This window comes from Xanthobacter lutulentifluminis (assembly GCF_043194675.2).
Taxonomy (GTDB): Bacteria; Pseudomonadota; Alphaproteobacteria; order Rhizobiales; family Xanthobacteraceae; genus Xanthobacter.
Map to the genome: position 1 here is coordinate 1,950,448 of NZ_CM195525.1, position 20,635 is coordinate 1,971,082.

The 20,635-nt window shown below is 72.1% G+C and carries 18 protein-coding genes; 7 read left to right on the plus strand and 11 right to left on the minus strand.

The window, feature by feature from the left end:
• Positions 1 to 1,111 precede the first annotated feature (1,111 nt).
• From V5F49_RS08815 to V5F49_RS08830, 4 genes are read right to left on the minus strand one after another with little or no spacing between them, the layout of a single operon-like run.
• Positions 1,112 to 1,735, minus strand: a complete 624-nt coding sequence (locus tag V5F49_RS08815; RefSeq protein ID WP_394118211.1) for a TetR/AcrR family transcriptional regulator — start codon at positions 1,733 to 1,735, stop codon at positions 1,112 to 1,114.
• 44 nt (positions 1,736 to 1,779) lie between these two features.
• Positions 1,780 to 2,280, minus strand: coding sequence for a MaoC/PaaZ C-terminal domain-containing protein (locus V5F49_RS08820; protein WP_394118212.1), 501 nt, complete (start codon positions 2,278 to 2,280; stop codon positions 1,780 to 1,782).
• Positions 2,280 to 3,107 (minus strand): enoyl-CoA hydratase/isomerase family protein, encoded by an 828-nt coding sequence (locus V5F49_RS08825; protein ID WP_394118213.1) that lies wholly within the window; start codon positions 3,105 to 3,107, stop codon positions 2,280 to 2,282. Before V5F49_RS08825 ends, V5F49_RS08820 begins: the two co-directional genes overlap by 1 nt.
• A complete protein-coding gene (locus tag V5F49_RS08830; RefSeq protein ID WP_394118214.1) occupies positions 3,104 to 4,726 on the minus strand; it encodes an acyl-CoA synthetase in 1,623 nt (540 codons plus the stop codon). Before V5F49_RS08830 ends, V5F49_RS08825 begins: the two co-directional genes overlap by 4 nt.
• 106 nt (positions 4,727 to 4,832) lie before the next feature.
• Here V5F49_RS08830 and V5F49_RS08835 point away from each other — a divergent pair, with 106 nt between their 5' ends.
• The 6 genes from V5F49_RS08835 to V5F49_RS08860 are packed head-to-tail and all read left to right on the plus strand — an operon-like array spanning position 4,833 to position 11,871.
• Positions 4,833 to 6,038 carry an ABC transporter substrate-binding protein gene (locus V5F49_RS08835; RefSeq protein WP_394118215.1) on the plus strand — a complete coding sequence of 402 codons (1,206 nt, stop codon included), beginning with the start codon at positions 4,833 to 4,835 and terminating at the stop codon, positions 6,036 to 6,038.
• Positions 6,039 to 6,095: 57 nt separating this feature from the next.
• Positions 6,096 to 7,694, plus strand: a complete 1,599-nt coding sequence (locus tag V5F49_RS08840) for an acyl-CoA carboxylase subunit beta (protein ID WP_394118216.1) — start codon at positions 6,096 to 6,098, stop codon at positions 7,692 to 7,694.
• A gap of 4 nt (positions 7,695 to 7,698) precedes the next feature.
• The gene (locus tag V5F49_RS08845) at positions 7,699 to 9,699 is read left to right on the plus strand and encodes an acetyl/propionyl/methylcrotonyl-CoA carboxylase subunit alpha (protein ID WP_394118217.1); all 2,001 of its coding nucleotides are present in this window, start codon (positions 7,699 to 7,701) and stop codon (positions 9,697 to 9,699) included.
• Complete coding sequence (locus V5F49_RS08850) at positions 9,696 to 10,505, plus strand: SDR family NAD(P)-dependent oxidoreductase (protein WP_394118218.1); 810 nt, start codon at positions 9,696 to 9,698, stop codon at positions 10,503 to 10,505. Before V5F49_RS08845 ends, V5F49_RS08850 begins: the two co-directional genes overlap by 4 nt.
• Before the next feature lie 32 nt (positions 10,506 to 10,537).
• Positions 10,538 to 11,002 (plus strand): MaoC family dehydratase, encoded by a 465-nt coding sequence (locus tag V5F49_RS08855; protein ID WP_394118229.1) that lies wholly within the window; start codon positions 10,538 to 10,540, stop codon positions 11,000 to 11,002.
• Positions 10,999 to 11,871, plus strand: coding sequence for an HpcH/HpaI aldolase/citrate lyase family protein (locus tag V5F49_RS08860; protein WP_394118219.1), 873 nt, complete (start codon positions 10,999 to 11,001; stop codon positions 11,869 to 11,871). The genes V5F49_RS08855 and V5F49_RS08860 overlap by 4 nt, the downstream gene beginning before the upstream one ends.
• Before the next feature lie 107 nt (positions 11,872 to 11,978).
• Here V5F49_RS08860 and V5F49_RS08865 read toward each other — a convergent pair whose 3' ends face one another.
• From V5F49_RS08865 to V5F49_RS08880, 4 genes are read right to left on the minus strand one after another with little or no spacing between them, the layout of a single operon-like run.
• Positions 11,979 to 13,199: an ABC transporter substrate-binding protein gene (locus V5F49_RS08865; RefSeq protein WP_394118220.1), complete on the minus strand. Its 1,221-nt coding sequence runs from the start codon at positions 13,197 to 13,199 to the stop codon at positions 11,979 to 11,981.
• Between the two features lie 59 nt (positions 13,200 to 13,258).
• Positions 13,259 to 14,038: a 3-hydroxybutyrate dehydrogenase gene (locus V5F49_RS08870; RefSeq protein ID WP_394118221.1), complete on the minus strand. Its 780-nt coding sequence runs from the start codon at positions 14,036 to 14,038 to the stop codon at positions 13,259 to 13,261.
• 24 nt (positions 14,039 to 14,062) lie between these two features.
• Positions 14,063 to 15,001, minus strand: coding sequence for a 3,5-dioxohexanoate:acetyl-CoA acetone transferase (kce, locus tag V5F49_RS08875; protein WP_394118222.1), 939 nt, complete (start codon positions 14,999 to 15,001; stop codon positions 14,063 to 14,065).
• Between the two features lie 50 nt (positions 15,002 to 15,051).
• Complete coding sequence (locus V5F49_RS08880; protein ID WP_394118223.1) at positions 15,052 to 15,957, minus strand: 3-hydroxyacyl-CoA dehydrogenase family protein; 906 nt, start codon at positions 15,955 to 15,957, stop codon at positions 15,052 to 15,054.
• Positions 15,958 to 16,283: 326 nt separating this feature from the next.
• On the opposite strand from V5F49_RS08880, the gene V5F49_RS08885 reads away from it, so the two are divergent.
• A complete protein-coding gene (locus tag V5F49_RS08885; protein ID WP_394118224.1) occupies positions 16,284 to 17,687 on the plus strand; it encodes a sigma-54 interaction domain-containing protein in 1,404 nt (467 codons plus the stop codon).
• A 287-nt stretch (positions 17,688 to 17,974) separates the two neighbouring features.
• Here the strand turns inward: V5F49_RS08885 and V5F49_RS08890 are convergent, their stop codons facing one another.
• From V5F49_RS08890 to V5F49_RS08900, 3 genes are all read right to left on the minus strand, one after another.
• Positions 17,975 to 19,186, minus strand: a complete 1,212-nt coding sequence (locus tag V5F49_RS08890; RefSeq protein WP_394118225.1) for a lipase family protein — start codon at positions 19,184 to 19,186, stop codon at positions 17,975 to 17,977.
• 19 nt (positions 19,187 to 19,205) lie between these two features.
• Positions 19,206 to 19,478, minus strand: a complete 273-nt coding sequence (locus V5F49_RS08895; RefSeq protein WP_394118226.1) for a hypothetical protein — start codon at positions 19,476 to 19,478, stop codon at positions 19,206 to 19,208.
• Between the two features lie 69 nt (positions 19,479 to 19,547).
• Positions 19,548 to 20,414 (minus strand): flavin reductase family protein, encoded by an 867-nt coding sequence (locus tag V5F49_RS08900; protein ID WP_394118227.1) that lies wholly within the window; start codon positions 20,412 to 20,414, stop codon positions 19,548 to 19,550.
• Positions 20,415 to 20,635 lie beyond the last annotated feature (221 nt).

A 20,635-nucleotide genomic window follows, 5' to 3' on the forward strand; every position in this document is an offset into this window, starting at 1 on the left:
CCCCCCGCCGTGCTGCATCGGCCGCTGCGTCTCACGGCTCCAGGCTCGCGTCGGGAGATGGGCCCAAGCGCCGATGCAGAGGAGGCGGTGGCAGGCCGGTGGCGGTCCCGGACAGCGCCGGCACGCTCGCCTCGGCCGAGCGGGCGGCGCGACTGGGTCCGGCAATATCCGGCGCGGATCGGACGGGCAGCAGCTGCGCCCCCCCCCCGGGCGCTTCGTGCGACCGACAGGCGCGCGGCACGGAGACGGCCGGCGCGACCGGGCTTGGAGCCTCGGACCCGAAGGGGCGGGGGCCAGCCCCCAGACACCCCCACTGACCGCCGTGCTGCATCGGCCGATGCGTCTCACGGCTCCAGGCTCACGCCGGGAGATGGGCCCAAGCGCCGATGCGGAGGAGGTGGTGGCAGGCCGATGGCGGCGCCGGACAGGGCCGGCACGCTCGCCTCGGCCGAGCGGGCGGTGCGACTGCAGCCGGCAAGATCCGGCGCGGATCGGACGGGCAGAGCTGCGGCCCCCGGGGCGCTTCGTGCGACCGACAGGCGCGCGGCACGGAAACGGCCGGCGCGACCGGGCTTGGAGCCTCGGACCCGAAGGGGCGGGGGCCAGCCCCCAGACACCCCCACTGACCACCGCAGTGCATCGGCCGCTGCGTCTCACGGCTCCACGCTCGCGTCGGGAGATGGACCCAAGTGTCGATGCGGAGGAGGCGGGCAGGCCGCCGGTGGCGGCGCCGAACAGGGCCGGCACGCTTGCCTCGGCCGAGCGGGCGGTGCGACTACAGCCGGCAAGATCCGGCGCGGATCGGACGGGCAGCGGAAGGCCGATGTCCGGCACGCCTCGGACGGGCAGCTGCGGCCCCCGCCGCCGGACGCGGCCGGCAGGAGCGCGGCGGTGCCGGCCAGGCTGGGCCGGGCAGAGGAACTCGAACCGGAAGTGGTCGGGGCCGGGCGGCCCCCCGCCGGGCGCCACCGCCGACCACGACGGCTTACCGGCCGCAGCTCGCCGCACCGCCGCGACAGCGCCACCCGCGACGGTACTGCGGGCGCGATCAGGGCGGGTCCGGGGCCACGGCCTCGCCGCCAGCGCTACGAGGCGCACGAGGCGCGCCCCGTCAGCGGGCCCGCGGGTGGAAGACGGTGGCGGCGAAATCCGCAGCGATCTTGCCGATGTCGAGCCGGCCGCCGGGGCGGTACCACTCCCCGGCCCAGTTCACCGCTCCGAGCAGCAGCAGCCGCACCGCGTCCTCCGAGGCGTCGTGCGGCAACAGGCCGGCGCGGGCGGCATCGGCGACGATGGTGCGCCAGACCTCCTCATAGTCACGCCGGGCCTTGCGGCAGGCCTCGCGCACGCCTTCCGGCAGGAAGGAGAAGGCGCGGATGCTGGCCGAGGTGTAATCGGAATATTGCAGCGAGGAGAGCAGGTGCCCGCGGATCGCCGCCTCCAGCCGCGCGCCCGGGCCGGCGCCGGCCGGCAGGGCGGCCAGCTCCAGCTCCACCGCCTCGTGCACCACGCGGACGCCCTCGTTCACCACCTGCTGAACGATGACCTCCTTCGAGGGGTAATGGTGGTAGATGCTGCCCGCCTTGATGCCCACCGCCTGGGCGATGGCCCGCACGGTGGTGGCCTCGTAGCCCTTCTCGCGCAGCAGGCGGGCGGTGGCGTCGAGGATCTGGCGCGCCGCCCCGACAACCGGAGAGGGGGCCGGCTCGGGCGCGGGCAGATCCGGCTTCCGCACGGATCTCCGGGCCTTGCGCCGACCTGCGTCTCCGGGTGTCTCGCTCATCCGCCGCTCTTCAGGTCCTGCCCATCGGGTGGCAGCTCGCCCCATCTGGCATGGACGGGCCGGCTGCGGCGCATCAGCAGACGCGCCGATCCGGTTTGCACAAGTCTGTCGTCCTGATCAAGCAGACTGAAGGCGAGCGCCACCAGCCCCTGGGAGGGCTCGCGCACGTCGCGGGTCTCGGTCACGGTGATCTCGGCGCGGATGGTGGAGCCGGGCCGCATGGGGGCCTTGAAGTCCCAGGTGACGCCCAGCAGCGCCACCACCGTGCCGTCGATGAGGTCGATCCGCGCGGCGAGGCCGAACGCCAGCCCCACCCCCATGGGGCCATGGGCGACGCGGCTGCCGAACGGCGTTTCGCGCGCGAACTCCTCGTTGCAGTGGACCGGATTGTAGTCGCCGGTCAGGCCCGCATAGGCGACGATGTCGGCCTCGGTGATGGTGCGGCCGGGCGTCACGAAACGCTGGCCCACATGGAATTCCCCGAACACGCGCCCCATCAGTCCTGCTCCCCGCTCCGGGGCGCGAAAGCCGGCGCCCGCTTCTCCACGAATGCCGCCATGCCCTCGCGCCAGTCGGCGCTGTCCACGAGGGCCGACAGCGCCTCCACGCCGTAGCGGCGTGCGCTGCGCAGGTCGACGTCGCCCGCGAGATGGACCGAGGCCTTGCACTGGGCGAGCGCCAGCGGGCTGAGGTCCATCAGCGTGGCGGCGAGGGCGAGGCTCTCCGCCTCCACCTGCCCGGCCGGGACGACCCGGTAGGCGAGGCCCAGCGCCGCCGCTTCCGCCGCCTCCACGTGGCGGGCGAGGAGGATCCACTCCAGCGCCTTGCCGCGGCCGATGTGGCGGGCGAGCTTCTGCACCCCGCCGGCGCCGGGCGTGGCGCCGAGCCGGGCTTCCGGCAGGCCCACGCGCGCGGTGTCCGCGAGGATGCGGAAGTCGCACGCGAGCGCCAGCTCGAAGCCGCCGCCCATGGCGAAGCCGTTGACCGCGGCGATGACCGGGATGCCGATGGCCTCGATGCGGTCGAACAGGCGGGCGATGGGCTCGAAGTAGCGGTCGCGGGTCTCGAAGCGCTCGCGGAAGATGGCGTCCGGCCCGGCGAAGTACTTCAGGTGCGCGCCGCAGCAGAAGGCGCGGCCGGTGCCGGTGATGACCAGCACCCGGGCGCGCCCGTCGAGCGCGGCGTCGATGGCCTGCCCCAGCTCGGCGATCAGCGGCAGGCTGAGCGTGTTCATCTCCCGCTCGCGGGTGAGGCGCACCAGCGCGACACCCCGACGCGGCCAGGAAAGCTCCAGGGCGGAGAGGCTCAGGGCGGGAGCGGTCATTGCGCCGCCTCCGTCTCGTCGCGCAGGTCCTTGCGGCGGATCTTGCCGGTGATGGTCATGGGCAGCGACCGGCGGAACTCGATCTGCCGCGGATATTCGTGGGCGGACAGGCGGGCCTTCACATAGCCCTTCACGTCCTCCTCCAGCGCCGCGTCCACGGCGATGTCGTCGCGCGGGACGATGAAGGCCTTCACCACCTCGCCGCGCACGGTGTCCGGCACCCCGATGACCGCGACCATGGCCACGGCGGGATGCTTCATCAGGCAATCCTCGATCTCGGTGGGACCGATGCGGTAGCCGCCGGAGATGATCACGTCGTCATTTCTGGCGTGGAACCAGAAATAGCCCTCCTCGTCGCGGTGGCCGGTGTCGCCGGTCAGCAGCCAGCCGTTGCGGAACTTCTCCTGCGTCGCCTCGGGGCGGTTCCAGTAGCGCAGGAAGAACACCGGGTCCGGCGCCTTCACCGCGATGGTGCCGGTCTCGCCGGGCGGGACGGGATTGCCGTCGTCGTCGATCACCTCCAGCACGTGGCCGGGGACGGGACGGCCCATGGAGCCGTCCTTCATGGGCATGATGGAGGCGCAGTTGGCCACCGTCAGGTTGGCTTCGGTCTGGCCGTAGAACTCGTTCATGGTGAAGCCGAAGGTGGCGCGGCCCCACTCCAGCATCTCCTCCCCGAGGCGCTCGCCGCCGCTGGCGATGCTGCGCATGGAATAGGCGAACCGCTCGTTCGGTCGCGCCACCTGCCGCATCATCTTGAGCGCGGTGGGCGGCATGAAGGCGTTGCGGATGCCGTGCCGGCCGATGAGCGCGAACGCCTCCTCCGGGTCGAACTTCTGCAGGCGCTTGGCCAGCACCGGCACGCCGTGGAACAGGGAGGGCAGCAGCACGTCCATGAGCCCTCCGGCCCAGGCCCAGTCCGCCGGGGTCCACATGCGGTCGCCGGGCTGGGGGAAGAAATCGTGCGGCAGCTCCACCCCCGGCATGTGGCCGAGCAGGGTGCGGTGGGCGTAGAGCACGCCCTTGGGGTTCCCGGTGGTGCCCGACGTGTAGACGATGATCGCCGGGTCCTCCGCCGCGGTGGCGACGCGCGCGTGCCGGTCGGAGGCGCGGGCGAGCAGATCGTCCCACGCCGCGACGCCGCCCGCCGGCGGCGGATCGATGGAGACGAGACGCGGGCCGGCGGTCAGCTTGTCGGCGATGCCGAGCAGCTTCTCGATGCCGGCGGCGTTGGAGACCACCACCTTCGCCCCCGAATCATTCAGCCGGTACTCGATGGCTTCCGGGCCGAACAGGGTGAAGAGCGGCAGCGCGACGGCGCCGATGCGGTAGGCCGCGAGGTGCGCGATCACCGTCTCCGGGCACTGCGGCAGCAGGATGCCCATGCGGTCGCCGCGCCCGAGCCCCAGCGCCGTCAGGGCGTTGGCGAGCCGGCAGGAGCGCTCCTGCAGCTGCTCGAACGTCATCTCGCCGATGCCGCTCTCGGTCTCGAACACCAGCGCCACCTTGCCGGCGCCCACATGGCGGTCGCAGACCGCCTCCGCGATGTTGTAGGCAGGCGGAATCTCCCAGCGGAAATTCGCGCAGACCTCCCCGTAACTGCGCCCGACAAGCGTCATGAGCATTTTTCCTTGATTGTCTTCCTAACGCTTGTTAGGCATATCGCGTTCGCAGAGCGGCGGCAAGCCGACAACGACGACGCAATCCACGCGGGAGGAAGTTTTCATGTCCAGACGGCATCTCGTCGCCCTGTTGGGCGCGCTTTGCATGCCTGCAGCCGCGTCGGCGCAGGTTTCCGGTGATGTGGTCAAGCTTGGCGTCCTCAACGACCAGTCCGGAATCTATTCGGATCTGTCCGGCCAGGGGTCGGTCGTGGCCGCGCGCATGGCGGTGGAGGATTTCGGCGGCAAGGTACTGGGCAAGCCGATCGAGGTGATCTTCGCCGATCACCAGAACAAGCCGGACGTCGGTTCCACCACCGCCGCCCGCTGGTACGACGTGGAGAACGTGGACGCCATCGTCGACGTGCCGGTCTCCTCGGTGGCGCTGGCGGTGCAGGACGTGGCGCGCCAGCGCAAGCGCATCGTCCTGTTCTCCTCGGCCGGCACCTCGGACCTCACCGGCAAGGCCTGCTCGCCCTATGGCACGCAATGGACCTTCGACAGCGTCGCGCTCGCCAAAGGCACCGCCTCGGCGGTCACCAAGTCGGGCGGCAACACCTGGTTCTTCATCACCGCCGACTACGCCTTCGGCACCGCCATGGAGGCCGACGCCAAGCGCTATATCGGCGAGAGCGGCGGCAAGGTGCTGGGCAGCGTGCGCCATCCGCAGGGCACCACGGACTTCTCCTCGTTCCTGCTTCAGGCGCAGGCCTCGAAAGCCAGGGTGGTCGGCCTCGCCAACGCCGGCAACGACACCATCAACGCCATCAAGGGCGCGTCGGAATTCGGCATCACCCGCGGCGGGCAGAAGCTCGCGGCCATGCTGATCTTCCTGTCCGACATCCACTCCCTCGGCCTCGATGTCTCCCAGGGCCTGAACCTCACCGAGAGCTTCTACTGGGACCTCAACGACGGCACCCGCGCCTGGTCGAAGCGGTTCGGCGAGCGCATGGGCGGGCGGATGCCCACCATGGTCCATGCCGGCGTCTACAGCGCCGTCACCCATTACCTGAAGGCGATCCAGGCCGCCGGCACCGACGATGCCGACAAGGTGGCCGCCAAGATGCGCGAGCTGAAGGTGTCCGACCCCATCCTGCCCTCGGCCGAGGTGCGCGCGGATGGCCGGGTGCTGCGGCCTTACTACCTGTTCGAGGTGAAGAGCCCGGCCGAATCGAAGAAGCCCTACGACTACTACAGGCTGGTGCGCGAGATCCCCGCCGCGGACGCCGCGCGCCCCCTCAGCGAAAGCCCCTGCCCGCTGGTGAAGTGAGCGTCCGCCCGGCTCCGGCCGGGCGCCCGCCCCCTCGGTATCCTGGAGCCTGACGACATGCCGGTGATCGAAAGTTCGGTGCAACGGGGAGCCGCGTTCGACGAGAACGCGATCCTCTACGGCGATCTCCTCGCCACCTTGCGGGAGCGGCACCGGCTGGTGGCGGAAGGCGGCGGCGAGCGGCTGCGCCTTCGCCACGAGGAGCGGGGCAAGATCCCGGTGCGCCGGCGCATCGATCATCTGGTGGACCCGCTCTCGCCGTTCCTGGAGCTCTCCCCGCTTGCCGCGTGGGGGCTCTATGGCGGCGAGGTGCCGGGCGCGGGCATCGTCACCGGCGTCGGCATGGTGGCGGGCGTGCCGTGCATGATCATCGCCAACGACGCCACGGTAAAAGGCGGCTCCTTCTTCCACGAGACCGTGAAGAAGCACCTGCGGGCGCAGGAGATCGCCTTCGAGAACCACCTGCCGTGCATCTATCTGGTGGATTGCGGCGGCGCCTTCCTGCCCGAGCAGGACCGGGTGTTCCCGGACAAGGACCATTTCGGCGGCGCCTTCTACCAGCAGTGCCGGATGTCGGCGGCCGGCCTGCCGCAGATCTCCGCCGTGTTCGGCGGCTGCACCGCCGGCGGCGCCTATATTCCCGCCCTGTCCGACGAGGTGGTGATGGTGCGCGGCACCGGGCGCATCCATCTCGGCGGGCCGCCCATCGTGAAGGCCGCCATCAACGAGATCGTGGACGGGGAAACCCTCGGCGGCGCCGAGATGCACACCCAGGTGTCCGGCGTCAGCGACTATCTCGCCGGCAGCGAACTGGAGGCGCTGGCCAAGGTGCGCGACATCGTCGGCGCCCTCGGCCGGCCCGTGCCCGAAACCGGACGGCGCCGCCCGCCGCGGCCGCCACGCCTCGACCCGGCGGAGATCCCCGGCATCGTCGGCGTGGACCTGAAGCGCCCGTTCGACGTGCGCGAGGTCATCGCCCGCATGGTGGACGACAGCGAGTTCCAGGAGTTCAAGCCGGCCTACGGCTCCACGCTGGTGTGCGGGTTCGCCTGGATCCACGGCGAGCCGGTGGGCATCATCGCCAACAACGGCGTGCTGTTCTCCGAATCCGCGCTGAAGGGCGCCCACTTCATCGAGCTGTGCGACCAGCGCGGCATCCCGCTCCTGTTCCTGCAGAACATCACCGGCTTCATGGTGGGCACCGACGCCGAGCGCGGCGGCATCGCCAAGCATTCGGCCAAGCTCGTCTACGCGGTCTGCAACGCGCGGGTGCCACGCTACACCGTCATCATCGGCGGCTCGTACGGCGCCGGCAACTACGGCATGTGCGGGCGCGGCTTCCAGCCCCGCTTCCTGTTCTCCTGGCCCAACGCGCGCATCGCCACCATGAGCCCGGACGTGGCCGCCACGGTGGTCACCGAGCTGCGCCGGGCGAGCCTGACGCGCGGCGGCGCCGGGGAGGCGGAGATCGCCGCGCTCGACCGGGCCACCCGCGCCCAGTTCGAGGAGCAGAGCACGCCCTATTACGCCACCGCCCGCCTGTGGGACGACGGCATCATCGAGCCCGCCCAGACGCGGGACGTCATCGGCCTCTGCCTCGCCCTCGCCGCCCGCGAGACCGCGCTGCCGGCGCAAAGCCCCGTCTACCGGATGTGACCCGATGTTCGAGAGTGTCCTGATCGCCAATCGCGGCGAGATCGCCGTCCGCATCATGCGCAGCTGCCGCGCCCTCGGCATCCGCACGATCGCGGTCTATTCGGATGCCGACCGCGACGCCTGCCACGTCCGGGCGGCGGACGAGGCGGTGCGGATCGGCCCGGCGCCGGCCCGCGACAGCTACCTGAGCCTCGACGCCCTCATGGCGGCGGCGGCCCGCACGGGGGCGGCGGCGATCCACCCCGGCTACGGCTTCCTGTCGGAGAAGCCCGAGCTGGCCGCGGCCTGCGCGGCCGCCGGCATCGCCTTCGTGGGGCCGTCCGCCGCCGCCATCGCCGCCATGGGGCCGAAGATCGGCTCCAAGCGCATCGCCGCCGAGGCGGGAGTGCCGAGCGTGCCCGGCTACATGGGCGACGACCAGTCGGACGCGCGGCTCGCCGCCGAGGCGCTGGCCATCGGCCTGCCGGTGATGGTGAAGGCCTCCGCCGGCGGCGGCGGCAAGGGCATGCGCCGCGTCACCGCCGAGGCCGAACTGCTGCCCGCCATCCAGCTCGCCCGGCGCGAGGCGGAGGCCGCCTTCGGCGACCCCTCCCTCCTGATCGAGAAGCTGGTGCTGCGCCCGCGCCACCTCGAGGTGCAGGTGGCCGGCGACCGGCACGGCCACGTGGTCCACCTGTTCGAACGCGACTGCTCCATCCAGCGCAACAACCAGAAGCTCGTCGAGGAGGCGCCCGCGCCGAACCTCGATCCGCAGGTGCGGGCGAAGCTGCTGGAGCGCGGCGTCGCCCTCGCCCGCGCCATCGGCTACGACAATCTCGGCACGGTGGAGTTCATCCTGGAGGACGGGCAGGACGAGCCCTGGTTCCTGGAGATGAACACCCGCCTGCAGGTGGAGCATCCGGTGACCGAGTTCATCACCGGCCTCGACCTCGTGGAATGGCAGCTGCGCATCGCCGCCGGCGAGCCGCTGCCGCTCCGCCAGGACGAGATCATCGCGCGCGGCCACGCCATCGAGGCGCGGGTGACCACCGAGCGGGCCGAGGCGGGGTTCCGCCCGGACATCGGGCCCATCCTCGCCTATCGCGAGCCCGCCGGCGTGCGGGTGGACAGCGGCATCGCCGCCGGCAGCGCGGTGACCCAGTTCTACGATTCCATGGTGGCCAAGGTGATCGCGTCGGGCCCGGACCGCGAGGCGGCGCGCGCCCGCCTTGCCGGAGCGCTGCGCCGTTACGCCATCATGGGTCCGGCCACCACCCTGCCCTTCCTCGCCGACTGCCTCGACGCCCCGGCCTTCGCCGAGGGGCGTGCGACGACGCGCTTCATCGAGGAGACGTTTCCGGACGGCTGGCAGCCGGCGCAGGGGAACCTGCGCCTCGCCCGCGCCGTTGCGGCGGTGCTGGTCGCGACCGCCCCTCCCGCGCCGCGTCTCGCCGATGCCTGGACGGAGCTGTCCGGCTTCCGCCTGCTCGGTCCGGCCGGCCTTGCCGCCGAGACCCATCTGGAGGCGACGCCAGCCGGCGGCGCGCCGGAACAGGTGAGCGTCGTGCAGGACGCCACCGGCGCCCGCAGCGTGCGCGATGCGGAGGGCGTCCTGACGCTCGCCGTCCGCGATCACGGCGCCGCGCTGGAGATCGAGAGCGGCGGCACGGTCACGCGCGCGGTCCTTCACCGGGAGGGATCGCGCATCCACCTCCTGCTTGAGGGCGTCATGCACGTGCTCGACGTGCGCTCGGTAGCGGAGGCGGCGTCCGGCGCGGGCGCGGCGTCCGGCGGCTCCGGCGCGCTGCGCTCGCCCATGCCCGGGGTCGTGAGCGAGGTGAAGGTCGCGGTGGGCGACCGGGTGGAGGCCGGCGCCGAGCTGGTGGTGCTGGAATCCATGAAGCTATTCATGTCGCTCGCAGCCGGCGCGGCCGGCACGGTCGCCGAGATCGGCTGCCGGCCCGGCGAGGCGGTGCAGAACGGCCAGCTGCTGCTGGTGATCGAGCCGGAGCCCGAGCCCGCATGACGATGCCGAACGCCCAGGCCCGCACGGAGCCGCCCATGGAAGCCCCCGCCCGTCCCGGTGCGGCCCTCGTCACCGGCGGCACCTCCGGCATCGGCCTTGCCACCGCCATCCGCCTCGCCGCGCGCGGGCACGCCGTGGTGATCAACGGCCGCAACCCCGAGCGCGGCGCCGCCGCCCTGGCACGGGTGCGGGATGCCTGCCCCGGCGCCGAGGTGCGCCTCGTGGCGGCCGACGTCTCGCAGCCCGAGGGCGCGCAGGCGGCGCTGGAGGCGGCCGCCGGGCTCGGCGACGGCCGGCTCGCCGTTCTTGTGAATGCGGCCGGCGGGGACTTCGTGCCCCGGCTGCTCAAGGACACGGACCTCGCCCAGATCGACGGCGTCGTGCGGCACTGGATGCTGTCGACGCTCTATTGCTGCCGGCTCGCCCTGCCCCTGATGGGCACGGGCGGCGCCATCGTCAACGTCGCCTCCGACGCCGGTAAGGTCCCCACCCCCGGCGAGGCGGTGATCGGCGGCGCCATGGCCGGCATCGCCATGTTCTCGCGCACCCTCGCCATGGAGGCGAAGCGCAACGGCATCCGCGTCAACGTGGTGACGCCCTCCCTCGTGGTGGACACGCAGACCCACGCCCGGGTGACGGCCGACGGCTTCAGCGCCCGCCTGTTCGAGAAGGCCACCGCCATGGCGCACCTCGGCCTGCCGGAGCCGGACGACGTGGCCGCGCTGATCGCCTTCCTCGCCGGACCGGAGGCGGCGCGCATCACCGCTCAGGTGGTGAGCGTGAACGGCGGCATCTCGGCGGGATGACGGGCAACAAACGCAAGCTCCAGGAGGACAATGTGGCCGGGCGATACTTCGAGGAATTCAGCGTCGGCGATGTCTTCGCGCACGCCATCACCCGCACGGTGACCGAATACGACAACATCAGCTTCAGCTGCCTCACCATGAACCCGCAGCCGCTGCACATCGACCGCCACTTCGCCGCCGGCACGGAGTTCGGCCAGCCGCTGGTGAACAGCCTGTTCACGCTCGGGGTGATGATCGGCATCTCGGTGGCGGACACCACCCTCGGCACCACGGTGGCCAACCTCGGCATGAACGACGTGCGCTTCCCCAGGCCGCTGTTCCAGGGCGACACCATCCGCGTCGAGACCACGGTGCTCTCCGTGCGCGAGAGCCAGTCGCGCCCCGGCGCCGGCATCGTGGAATTCCGCCACGCGGCCTTCAACCAGGACGGGGTGGAAGTGGCCTCCTGCCGGCGCCACGCGCTCATGCACCGCCGTCCGCAGGGCCAGGCGGCATGAGCGCGCGCGCCTACCTGTTCGTTCCCGGCGACGCGCCGCGCAAGATGGAGAAGGCGGCCCAGGGCCCCGCCGACGCCATCATCCTCGATCTCGAGGACTCGGTGTCTCCGGACGCCAAGGACGCGGCGCTCGACCTCACCTGCGCCTTCCTGAGGGCGGCAGGCGAGACCGCGTCGGCCCGCTACTGGGTGCGCCTCAACGCCACCGAGCCCGCCCGGGCGCTGCGCGAGCTGGTGGCGCTTCCGCTCGGCCGGATCGCCGGGCTGGTGGTGCCCAAGCTGTCCTCGCTCGACCGCCTGGCGCCGCTCGCCCACGCCCTCGACGCGCTGGAGGCGCGGGACGGCCTGCCGGCCGGCGCCGTCGGCCTGATCGGCATCGTCACCGAGACCGCCGCCGCGCTGCTCACCGGAGCGGACCTCGGGCGCGGTCATCCCCGCCTGCGCGGCTATTGCTGGGGCATCGAGGATCTCTCCGCCGACATCGGCCGCGCCCAGCACGGGCAGGCGCCGCAGGCGGCGGAGCGGCTCTCCCGCCTCGCGCAGGAGTTCTGCCTCATGGTCGCCACCGCCGCCGGCATCGACGCCATCGACGGCGTGGACACCCGCATCGAGGCCGTCGACGCGATCGCGGCGGATGCGCGGCTCGCCGCCGATCTCGGCTTTCGCGGCAAGCTCGCCATCCATCCGGCCCAGATCGCGCCGCTGCAGGCGGCATTCACGCCCGATGCGGACAGCCTCGCCTGGGCCCGCCGGGTGCTGGCGCTGGCGCAGGACAGCGGCGCGTCCGCCTTCCGCCTCGACGGGCGGATGATCGACCGCCCCCACATCGAGGCCGCCCGCCGCCTGCTCGCCCGCGCCCGGCCGGCCTAGAGAGCGAGGCGAAGGCGGCCTGCGGCCACTCCCGGCGCGCCGCCCCGCACCTGCGGAGGGGAGGCAGGGGGGGGCGCGCAGGCCGCGGCCCGCCCGCGGCGCGGCGTCTACTTCACCAGCGGGCAGCCGCTCTCCTTCTCGGCGATATAGGCCTGCGCGCCGGGGATGGTCTCCAGCAGGGTCAGGTAGTCCCACGGCCCCTTGGATTCGGCCGGCGTCTTCACCTTGAACAGGTACATGTTGTTGAACACGCGGCCGTTGGCGCCGATGGCGACGTTCTTCATCATCATGTCGTTGACGGGCGTCGCGCGCATCCGGGCGGCCACCTTGTCGGCATCGTCGGTGCCGAGGTCGTTCACCGCCTGCAGATAGTGCCGCACGGCCGAATAGACCCCGGCCTGGTTCATGGACGGCTTGCGGCCGGTCTTCTCCTCGAACTTCCTCGACCAGGCGCGGGTGCCCTCGTCCATGTCCCAGTAGAAGGAGTTGGACAGGGTGAGGCCCTGCGCCACCGGCAGCGTCAAGGCGTGGATGTCGTTGATGTTCAGCAGCAGGCCCGCCAGCGTCTGGCCGCCCTGCGGCAGGCCGAACTCGTTGGCCTGCTTCACCGAGTTGATGGTGTCGCCGCCCGCGTTGGCGAGCGCCACCACCTTCGCGCCCGAGGCCTGCGCCCGCAGCAGGAACGAGGAGAAGTCCGAGGTGCCGAGCGGCACCCGCACGTCGCCCTTCACGGCGCCGCCCAGCGCCTGCACCGTCTTGCTGGCCTCCTCCTGCAGGGAATGGCCGAAGGTGTAGTCGGCGGTGATGAAGAACCAGCTGGTGTCGCCCTTCTTCACCAGCGCGCGGGCGGTGGAGGCGGCCACCGCGTGGGTGTCCCAGGTCCACATGAAGCCGTAGGGGCTGCACGCCTTGCCGGTGAGATCCACCGAGCCCGGCCCGGACATGAGGAAGATGCGCCGGCGCTCGCGGGTGATGTCCTGCACCGCCAGCGCCGCCGCCGAGTTGGGCACGTCCGCGATCACGTCCACCTGCTCGGTGTCGATCCACTTGCGGGCGAGGCTGGCGGCGATGTCGGCCTTGTTCTGGTGGTCGCCGACGATGATCTCCACGGGCACGCCGCGGATGGCGTTGCCGAACTCCGCGGCGGCGAGGCGCGCCGCCATGGCGGAGCCCTCGCCGTTGATGTCCGAATAGACGCCGGCAAGGTCCGAGAGGACGCCGATCCGGATCCTGTTGTCGGACATCTGCGCCGCGGCGGGCGCCGCAAGCCCGGCGGCGGTGGCGCCCAGCAGGACGGCCTGCATCGCGGCGAGGACGAATCCCTTCATGCTTCTCTCCCGATTGTTCTGTCTGGCTGGCGCCGGGCCCGAAGCCCGGCGCAAATGCGTCAGTGCGCGACGTAGCCGCCGTCCACGGCGAGCGCGGTGCCGGTGAGGCCGGCCCCGGCCGGCGAGCACAGGAAGGTGACGGCGCCGGCGATCTCCTCCGGCGTCACCGCCCGCCCCAGCGGCTGGTTGTCGAGGAACACCCGGCGCACGACCTCCTCTGGCGGCAGGCCGGTGGCCTTCGCCTGGCCGGCGATCTGCATCTCGATGATGGGCGTCATGACGAAGCCGGGGCACACGGCGTTGCAGGTCACCCCGCTCGCCGCCACCTCGATGGCGATGGACTTGGTGAGGCCGACGAGGCCGTGCTTGCTGGCCACGTAGGCGGCCTTGTGCGGGGCGCCCACGAGGCCCAGCACCGAGGCGACGTTGACAATGCGGCCGAAGCCGCGCGCCGTCATGCCGCCGATCACCGCCTTGCTGGCATGGAAGGCCGCCGAGAGGTTGACGGCCAGCAGCAGGTCCCACTGCTCGTCCGGAAACGCCGCCAGCGCCGATACGTGCTGGATCCCGGCATTGTTCACGAGGATGTCGACGGGTCCGAGCCGCGCGGTGGCGCCGGCCACCAGGGCCCGCACCTCTTCCGGCCGGCTCATGTCGGCGGCGAGATAGCCGATGGTGGTGCCGGCATCGGCGGCGATGCCGGCGCGGATGTCCTCGATCGCGGCCGGATCGCCGAAGCCGTTGAGCATCACGTTGCAGCCGGCCCCGGCGAGCGCCCGGGCGATGGCAAGCCCGATGCCCGAGGTCGAGCCGGTGACGATGGCGTTGCGTCCTTGCATTTGGCGGTTCCTCGCTGGAGATGATCAGAAGGCGACGAGGTCCGCGCCCTTGAGGCCGAGCATGGCCCGCGCTTCCGCCGGGGTGGCGATCTCCAGCGACATGTCCTCGAGCACGCGGCGGATCTTCGCCACCTGCTCCGCATTGCTGGAGGCGAGCTTGCCCTTGGCGATGTAGAGGCTGTCCTCCAGCCCCACGCGCACGTTGCCGCCCATCAGGCCGGCCATGGTGACGAACGGCATCTGGTGGCGCCCGGCGGCAAGCACGGACCATTGGTAGGCATCGCCGAACAGGTGATCCGCCGTCTCGCGCATGAAGGCGAGATTGCGCGGCTCGGCGCCGATGCCGCCGAGAATGCCGAAGATGGTCTGGATGAACAGCGGCGGCTTCACCAGCCCGCGGTCGAGGAAGTGGGCGAGGTTGTAGAGGTGGCCCACGTCATAGCACTCGAACTCGAACCGCGTGCCGCACCCCTCGCCCAGCTTTTCCAGGATGTAGGCGATATCCCGGAACGTATTGCGGAAGATGAAATCGTCCGTGGCGCGCAGATAGGGCTCTTCCCAGTCGTGCTTCCATTCCTTGAAGCGGTCGGCGGCGGGGAAGATGCCGAAATTCATGGAGCCCATGTTGAGGGAGCACATCTCGGGCGCGAAGGAGAGCGGGGCGGAGAGGCGCTCCTCCACGCTCATGTTGAGCGAGCCGCCGGTGGTGATGTTCAGCACCGCGTCGGTGCCCTGCTTCAGCCGCGGCAGGAACTGGCGATAGACCGCCGCGTCCGGCGTCGGCCGGCCGTCCCGCGGGTCGCGGGCGTGCAGGTGCAGGATGGCGGCGCCGGCTTCCGCCGCGGCGAGGCCCTGCGCCACCATCTCGTCGGGGGTGATGGGCAGCGCGTCCGACATGGTCGGCGTGTGGATGGAACCGGTCAGCGCGCAGCTGATGATGACCTTCTTCGGCGCCAACGCCATGGGGCAGTCTCCTCTTTTCTTGTGTCCGGCAAGGGAAATGGGGGCGGCGCTCAGCGGTCGGCGTCGAGGCTGCCGAGGTGGCGCGCGAGGGCGGTGCGCACCGCCTCCGCCTGCGCCTCGGTCCAGTCGCGGAAGCCGTGGCCGGTCTTCATGCCGAGGCGTCCGGCGGCCACCAGCTCCGCGAGCAGCGGCTGGGGCCCCGGCGTCCGGTCGAGATCGGGCAGGACATAGCCGTGCACCTGCAGCACCAGATCGGTGCCGACCAGATCGGCATTCTCCAGCGGCCCGAGCACGGCGAGGCGGCGCCCGAAGCTCTCCTTCACCACCGTGTCCACCGTGGCCGCATCGCAGACGCCGCCGGCCACCAGGGCGATGGCCTCGCGCCACATGGCGTGCTGCAGGCGGTTGCCGATGAAGCCCGGCACGTCCCGGCGCACGTGGACCGGCTTCTTCCCGATGGCTTCGAGCAGGCCCATCATGTCGGCGATCTCGGCGGAGCCGCTGTCGTCGGCCTGGACCACCTCCACCAGCGGGATCTGGTACGGCGGGTTCCACCAGTGGGTGCCCATGGCGCGGTGGCGCAGGCGCAGGCCGGACATGATGCGGGTGATGGGAATGACCGAGGTGTTGCTGCCCAGCAGCGCATGCGCCGGCGCCGCCGCCTCGATCTCGGCGAACACCCGCTGCTTGAGGCCGAGGTCTTCCGGCACCGCCTCGATGACCACGTCGGCATCGCCCACGCACGCGGCGAGCGCATCGTGCGGGCGCACCAGGTCGGCCGCCGCCTCCTCGCCGCCCACGAGGCGCAGGTTGGCCCGGATGCGCTCGACGATGCCTGACCGGCGTGCCGCGTCCGCCTCGAATATGGAAACCGGGTGACCGGCGGCTGCGAAGGCCTGTGCAATCCCATGGCCCATCAGGCCGGCACCGATGACGGCGATCCTGCGCGGCGGCATTTCCCCTCACTGCTTATGGCCCTGCGCATCGCCTCCCCGCCCGCGCCGGGCGGCGGGGGAGCGCGGGCTGATTGTGCGCGAAGCATCGCAAGCCCTGTGCCAGCCCCCGCCATGGGAACAAATCCGTTTTTCTCCAAAGGCTTAATATCTGCGTCCGGTTTTGCGCTCCGCAGCCGCCTCCAGCTTTCGGGACACCCGCGGCACCGGCGCGATGGTCCCGGCCCGGCGGAATGCCCGCAACGCCAATGCCCCTCGCCACCCGGGGCCGTGTCCTCTAGGCTGACAGCAGGTGTCCGAAAAAGTGACACCAGACCGGGATGGAGACCATGCACACGTTCGCCGACGACCGCTTCGCCGCGGCCCGCGCCCTGCTGGCCATGGTGGAGGAGATGATCGAGGGCGCGACCCTGGTGGATCGCGACTCCCGGATCGTGTGGTTCAGCGAGGGCCAGCTCGCCCTGCTCGGCAATCCGGAGCTCGCGAGCGTGGTGGGCCAGGACATCGAGCGCGTCATCCCCCACAGCCGCATGCGCGAGGTGGTGGAGACGGGCCGGCCCCACCCGCTCGACATCATCCAGTACGGCGAGCGCTGGCTGCTCGTCACCCGCCTGCCCATGCGCGACGAGACCGGCGAGGTGATCGGCGCCATCGCCTTCGCCCTCAAGAACAGCATTCCCTACCTGCGGCCCATCGCCGAGCGCATCCAGCAGCTGCAGAGCCGGCTCGCGCACATGGAGCAGGCGCTCGGCGCACGGCGCGCCGCCCGCTACACCGCCGAGCAGATCATCGGCGCGAGCCCGGCCATGCGGGAGGTCGGCCGGCTGCTGCGCCGGGCCGGAGAGGTGAAATCCCCGGTGCTGCTGCTGGGCGAGACGGGCACCGGCAAGGAGATGGCGGCCCACGCCGTCCACTGGGCCTCGAGCCGGGTCAGCCGCCCGTTCGTCGCCATCAACGTGGCGGCCGTGCCGGAAAACCTGCTGGAGGCCGAATTCTTCGGCGTCGCGCCCGGCGCCTTCACCGGCGCGGCGCGACAGGCGCGGCCGGGCAAGTTCCAGATCGCCCACGGCGGCACCCTGTTCCTCGACGAGATCGGCGACATGCCCCTCGCCCTGCAGTCCAAGCTGCTGCGCGCCCTGCAGGATGGCGAGGTGGAGCCGATCGGCTCCAACCAGCTCGCCCGGGTGGACGTGCGCATCATCGCCGCCACCAGCCGGCCGCTCGCCGACATGGTGCGCGCCGGCAGCTTCCGGCAGGACCTGTACTACCGGCTCAACGTGCTCTCCATCCGGCTGCCGCCGCTGCGCGAGCGGGCCGGCGACCTGGAGCTGCTCGCCGCGCAGTTCTCGGAGCAGACCGCGGCCGCATTCGGCGTGGCGCCGCGCCCGCTGGCCGCGGCCGCCCTCGCCCGGCTCGCCGGCCACAACTGGCCCGGCAACGTGCGCGAGCTCGCCAACGTCATCGAGCAGATCTACGCGCGCACGGAGGGCCCGCGGATCGAGGCGGCGCACGTGGCCGAGGCGCTCGATCCGGTCCCGGACGCGAGCGGCCCCCAGCCGGCCCGCGCCACCGGGGATCTCGCCACCGCGGTGGCGCGCCTCGAGCAATCCATGATCGCCGACGCCCTCCGCGAGGCCCGGGGCAACAAGCGCGAAGCCGCGCTGCGTCTCGGCCTCTCCCGCAGCAACCTCTATGCGAAGATGCGCAGCCTCGGCCTCCCGCTGCAGGCTTAGATGCTCACTCCCGCAGTGTGGAGGAGGCAGCGAAGCGGGTCCCGCCTTCCCGGTGGCACCATGGGCCAGATGCGCCATGGCAGCGCGACGGCCACGCACGCCGTCCGGGCGGCGCGATCGCTACGAGATCGACCGGCAGCTTCACGATCACCTCGCCGCGCTCCTCGACGCCGACACCTGCGCCAAGCCCCCGAGGATCCCACGCGGCCTCACGCCATATGCAGCCATCCGCAGGGGATGGGCGCTGCACCCGCCGGCCAGACCCCTTGACCCCGGGGGCTGAACAGCTACCGCGGGCCGAGGGCGTCGCAGTCGTCGGGCGCGGGCCGGCCGGCGAAGCGCCCGGCGAGCCAGGCGTCGAGGGCGGGCACCGCGTCGTTGGCGGCGAGGCCGTGGCCGACGCCCGGCAGGGGCAGGAAGGCAAGGCGGCTGCCGGCCGCGCACAGCCGGCGGGCATAGGCGAGGGTCACCGGCGGGCGAACCGTCGCGTCGGCCGTTCCCTGCGCGAGGAACACCGGCAGGGTGCGCGGCAGCAGCCCGGGCGTGTTGCGCGCAAGCAGGCCACGCCACGGCTCCCGCGCGATGAAGCCCGGATCGCGCAGGAAACCGCGCGTGAGCGCCGCGCCGAGGCGTTGGCGCGGCCAGATGTCGATGGGCGATTCAAGGCAGATGCGGGCCAGCGCGTCCATCACGCCCAGAGCGGGCGGATCGATGACGTCCGCGACCGGCGCGCCGTAGACCTGCGCCCACGACCACAGGGTCATGGCGGCAAGATTGTCGCCGCCCGGCGTGCCGAGGTCGTCGCGCAGCAGCTGGGCGAGATCGGTAGCGGGAGCGGCCGCGGCAACCCCCGCGATGTCCAGCTCCGGCGCGTATCTGGGGGCGGCCGCCGCCGCGAACAGCACCGCCTGCCCGCCCTGAGAATGGCCCCACAGCGCCACCTGCCGCCCGGCCGCCGTGCCGGCCAGCGCCTGCGCGGCGCGGGCCATGTCGAGCACCGCCCGCCCCTCGCTCTCCCCCACCAGGAAGGGATGGGGGCCGGCCGTGCCGAGCCCCGGATAATCGGTGGCGGCAACGATGTAGCCGCGGTCGATGAAGGTCCGCAGGCCGGCGATCTGCTGGTAGAGGAAATGCGCCAGCGAGGGCGCGCAGCGCGGCACGATGCCGGTGGTCGGATGGGCCCAGGCGATGACCGGACGCCCCGCGCCGGCCTGCACCTGATCCGGGATGATGACCACGCCGGACACCGCGATGGACGCCCCGTCCGGCCCGGTGGAGCGGTAGAGCACGCGCCGGGCGGTGGCCCCGAACGGGACCACCGCCATGGGCGCGTCGCGGATGATGCTGCCGGGCGGGCCGGGCAGCTGATCCGGCCCGGCGACGTAGAAGGCGTCCTGCGCGCGAGCCGGCAGTCCCGGCCCGAGGGCCGCCAGCGCAAGCAGGCAGGCCAGCGCTGGCGCCGTGATGCGCCGGATCAGCGAAGCGGGCGGAATGGGCATCGCGCGGCGGCTTTCGCGCTCAGTCGCCGAACTTGCGGGCGGCATAGTCGATGCCGGCCTGCACCTCGTTCATGGCCTGGCGGATCAGCTCCATGGCCCGCTCGCGGTGGCCGCCCTTGTCCGGGGTGGCTTCGCGCAGCGAGCGCAGGGCGGTCTCGAGCTCGCCGATGGCCCGCTCCATGTTGCCCTGATAGGCCTGCGCGCCGCCGGCGGAAGCCGCCACCGCGGTGATCCCGGCGGCGAGGGTGGCGAGGCGCAGCACGGCGCGGCGGGAAGAGGTCTCGTTGGTCATGGTCGGTCTCCTGTCATGGGGCGGGCACGCCGGTGAATGCCCGGGGGGTAATCCGCGACGCCGGCGGCATCATGGCGCGAACGTCAGATCGGTGAGCGGCACCGCCTGGCGGGCGAGGCAGGCGCCGGCTTGCGCCTCCACCGGCACGAGACGGGCGACCTGCCCATCGAGCAGCGTGACGGCGCAGCTTTCGCATTGCCCCACGCGGCACCCGCTGCGCAAGGCGATGCCCGCCGCCTCGGCCGCATCGAGCAGCGATCCGGACTGCGGCGTCCACACGAACGACCGGCCGCTGCCGGCGATGCTCACGCGGCGCGGCTCCAGCTGCGGCGGCATCTCGGTGGCGACGGAGAAGGCCTCGGTGAAGATGTCGAACCGCGGCAGGCCCCATCGCGCCAGCCCGTCCCGCCTGGCGGTGATGAAGTCTGGCGTACCGCAGATGCAGGCCAGCGGCCGCCCCGTGGGGGCGGGGGGCAGCAGCCCGCCGGCGCGCAGGGCATCGAGATCGAGGCGGCCCTCCACCTCGAACCGGCGTCCGGCGCGGTCGGCGGCATCGGGGAGCGAACAGACGGTGATCCGGCGCCGGCCGGGACTGCGCGCGGCCGGCACATGGCGTTCGGGCGCATCCTGCGCCGCGCGCCTGCGGGCCGGGTCCGCCTGCGACACTGTGAAACGGGTTCCTAAGCTCATCAGCGCGCGCCCCTTGCTGGGCAGGCACTGGATGGCGGCGCGGGCGGCGATCCTGCCGTGGGCGGCCGGACCCGGCGGCAATTCCGCAAGGTCCGGCGTCCTCAGCTGCTGTCCGGCCGGCGGCAGGCAGAGGTCGCTCAGCGAGCTGGCGGGACGGTCCAGATGCTTCCGCCACCCGGCCGCACGGGCCGAGGCGACCAGGGTGGCGATGGCGCGCCGGCTGCGCCGGGACGTGGATCGAAACACCGCCGCGCGCCAGAAGAACGGTTCTGTCGCCCTCCTCACCGGCGCGAAAGCTTGCCGCGCAAGCATTTGCCCGTTGAAAGCTCATTTTTTGATCGCGATCAAGGAATGGGCGTTCAGCCTTCCCTAGCCTTTAGCCGGTGACGGGTTTCCACCCTGGTGCGCCCTCTGCCCGTGTGCGGGGCGGGGCGTGCATCGCAGCCGCCGCGTTTCGGGGCGGCTGT

Excerpts from the sequence above, each read along its gene's own strand:
- V5F49_RS08820 (WP_394118212.1), bottom strand. The coding sequence starts at position 2,280 with ATGGGGCGCGTGTTCGGGGAATTCCATGTGGGCCAGCGTTTCGTGACG.
- V5F49_RS08825 (WP_394118213.1), bottom strand. The coding sequence starts at position 3,107 with ATGACCGCTCCCGCCCTGAGCCTCTCCGCCCTGGAGCTTTCCTGGCCG.
- V5F49_RS08830 (WP_394118214.1), bottom strand. The coding sequence starts at position 4,726 with ATGACGCTTGTCGGGCGCAGTTACGGGGAGGTCTGCGCGAATTTCCGC.
- V5F49_RS08835 (WP_394118215.1), top strand. The coding sequence starts at position 4,833 with ATGTCCAGACGGCATCTCGTCGCCCTGTTGGGCGCGCTTTGCATGCCT.
- V5F49_RS08840 (WP_394118216.1), top strand. The coding sequence starts at position 6,096 with ATGCCGGTGATCGAAAGTTCGGTGCAACGGGGAGCCGCGTTCGACGAG.
- V5F49_RS08845 (WP_394118217.1), top strand. The coding sequence starts at position 7,699 with ATGTTCGAGAGTGTCCTGATCGCCAATCGCGGCGAGATCGCCGTCCGC.
- V5F49_RS08850 (WP_394118218.1), top strand. The coding sequence starts at position 9,696 with ATGACGATGCCGAACGCCCAGGCCCGCACGGAGCCGCCCATGGAAGCC.
- V5F49_RS08860 (WP_394118219.1), top strand. The coding sequence starts at position 10,999 with ATGAGCGCGCGCGCCTACCTGTTCGTTCCCGGCGACGCGCCGCGCAAG.
- V5F49_RS08865 (WP_394118220.1), bottom strand. The coding sequence starts at position 13,199 with ATGAAGGGATTCGTCCTCGCCGCGATGCAGGCCGTCCTGCTGGGCGCC.
- V5F49_RS08870 (WP_394118221.1), bottom strand. The coding sequence starts at position 14,038 with ATGCAAGGACGCAACGCCATCGTCACCGGCTCGACCTCGGGCATCGGG.
- kce (WP_394118222.1), bottom strand. The coding sequence starts at position 15,001 with ATGGCGTTGGCGCCGAAGAAGGTCATCATCAGCTGCGCGCTGACCGGT.
- V5F49_RS08880 (WP_394118223.1), bottom strand. The coding sequence starts at position 15,957 with ATGCCGCCGCGCAGGATCGCCGTCATCGGTGCCGGCCTGATGGGCCAT.
- V5F49_RS08885 (WP_394118224.1), top strand. The coding sequence starts at position 16,284 with ATGCACACGTTCGCCGACGACCGCTTCGCCGCGGCCCGCGCCCTGCTG.
- V5F49_RS08890 (WP_394118225.1), bottom strand. The coding sequence starts at position 19,186 with ATGCCCATTCCGCCCGCTTCGCTGATCCGGCGCATCACGGCGCCAGCG.
- V5F49_RS08895 (WP_394118226.1), bottom strand. The coding sequence starts at position 19,478 with ATGACCAACGAGACCTCTTCCCGCCGCGCCGTGCTGCGCCTCGCCACC.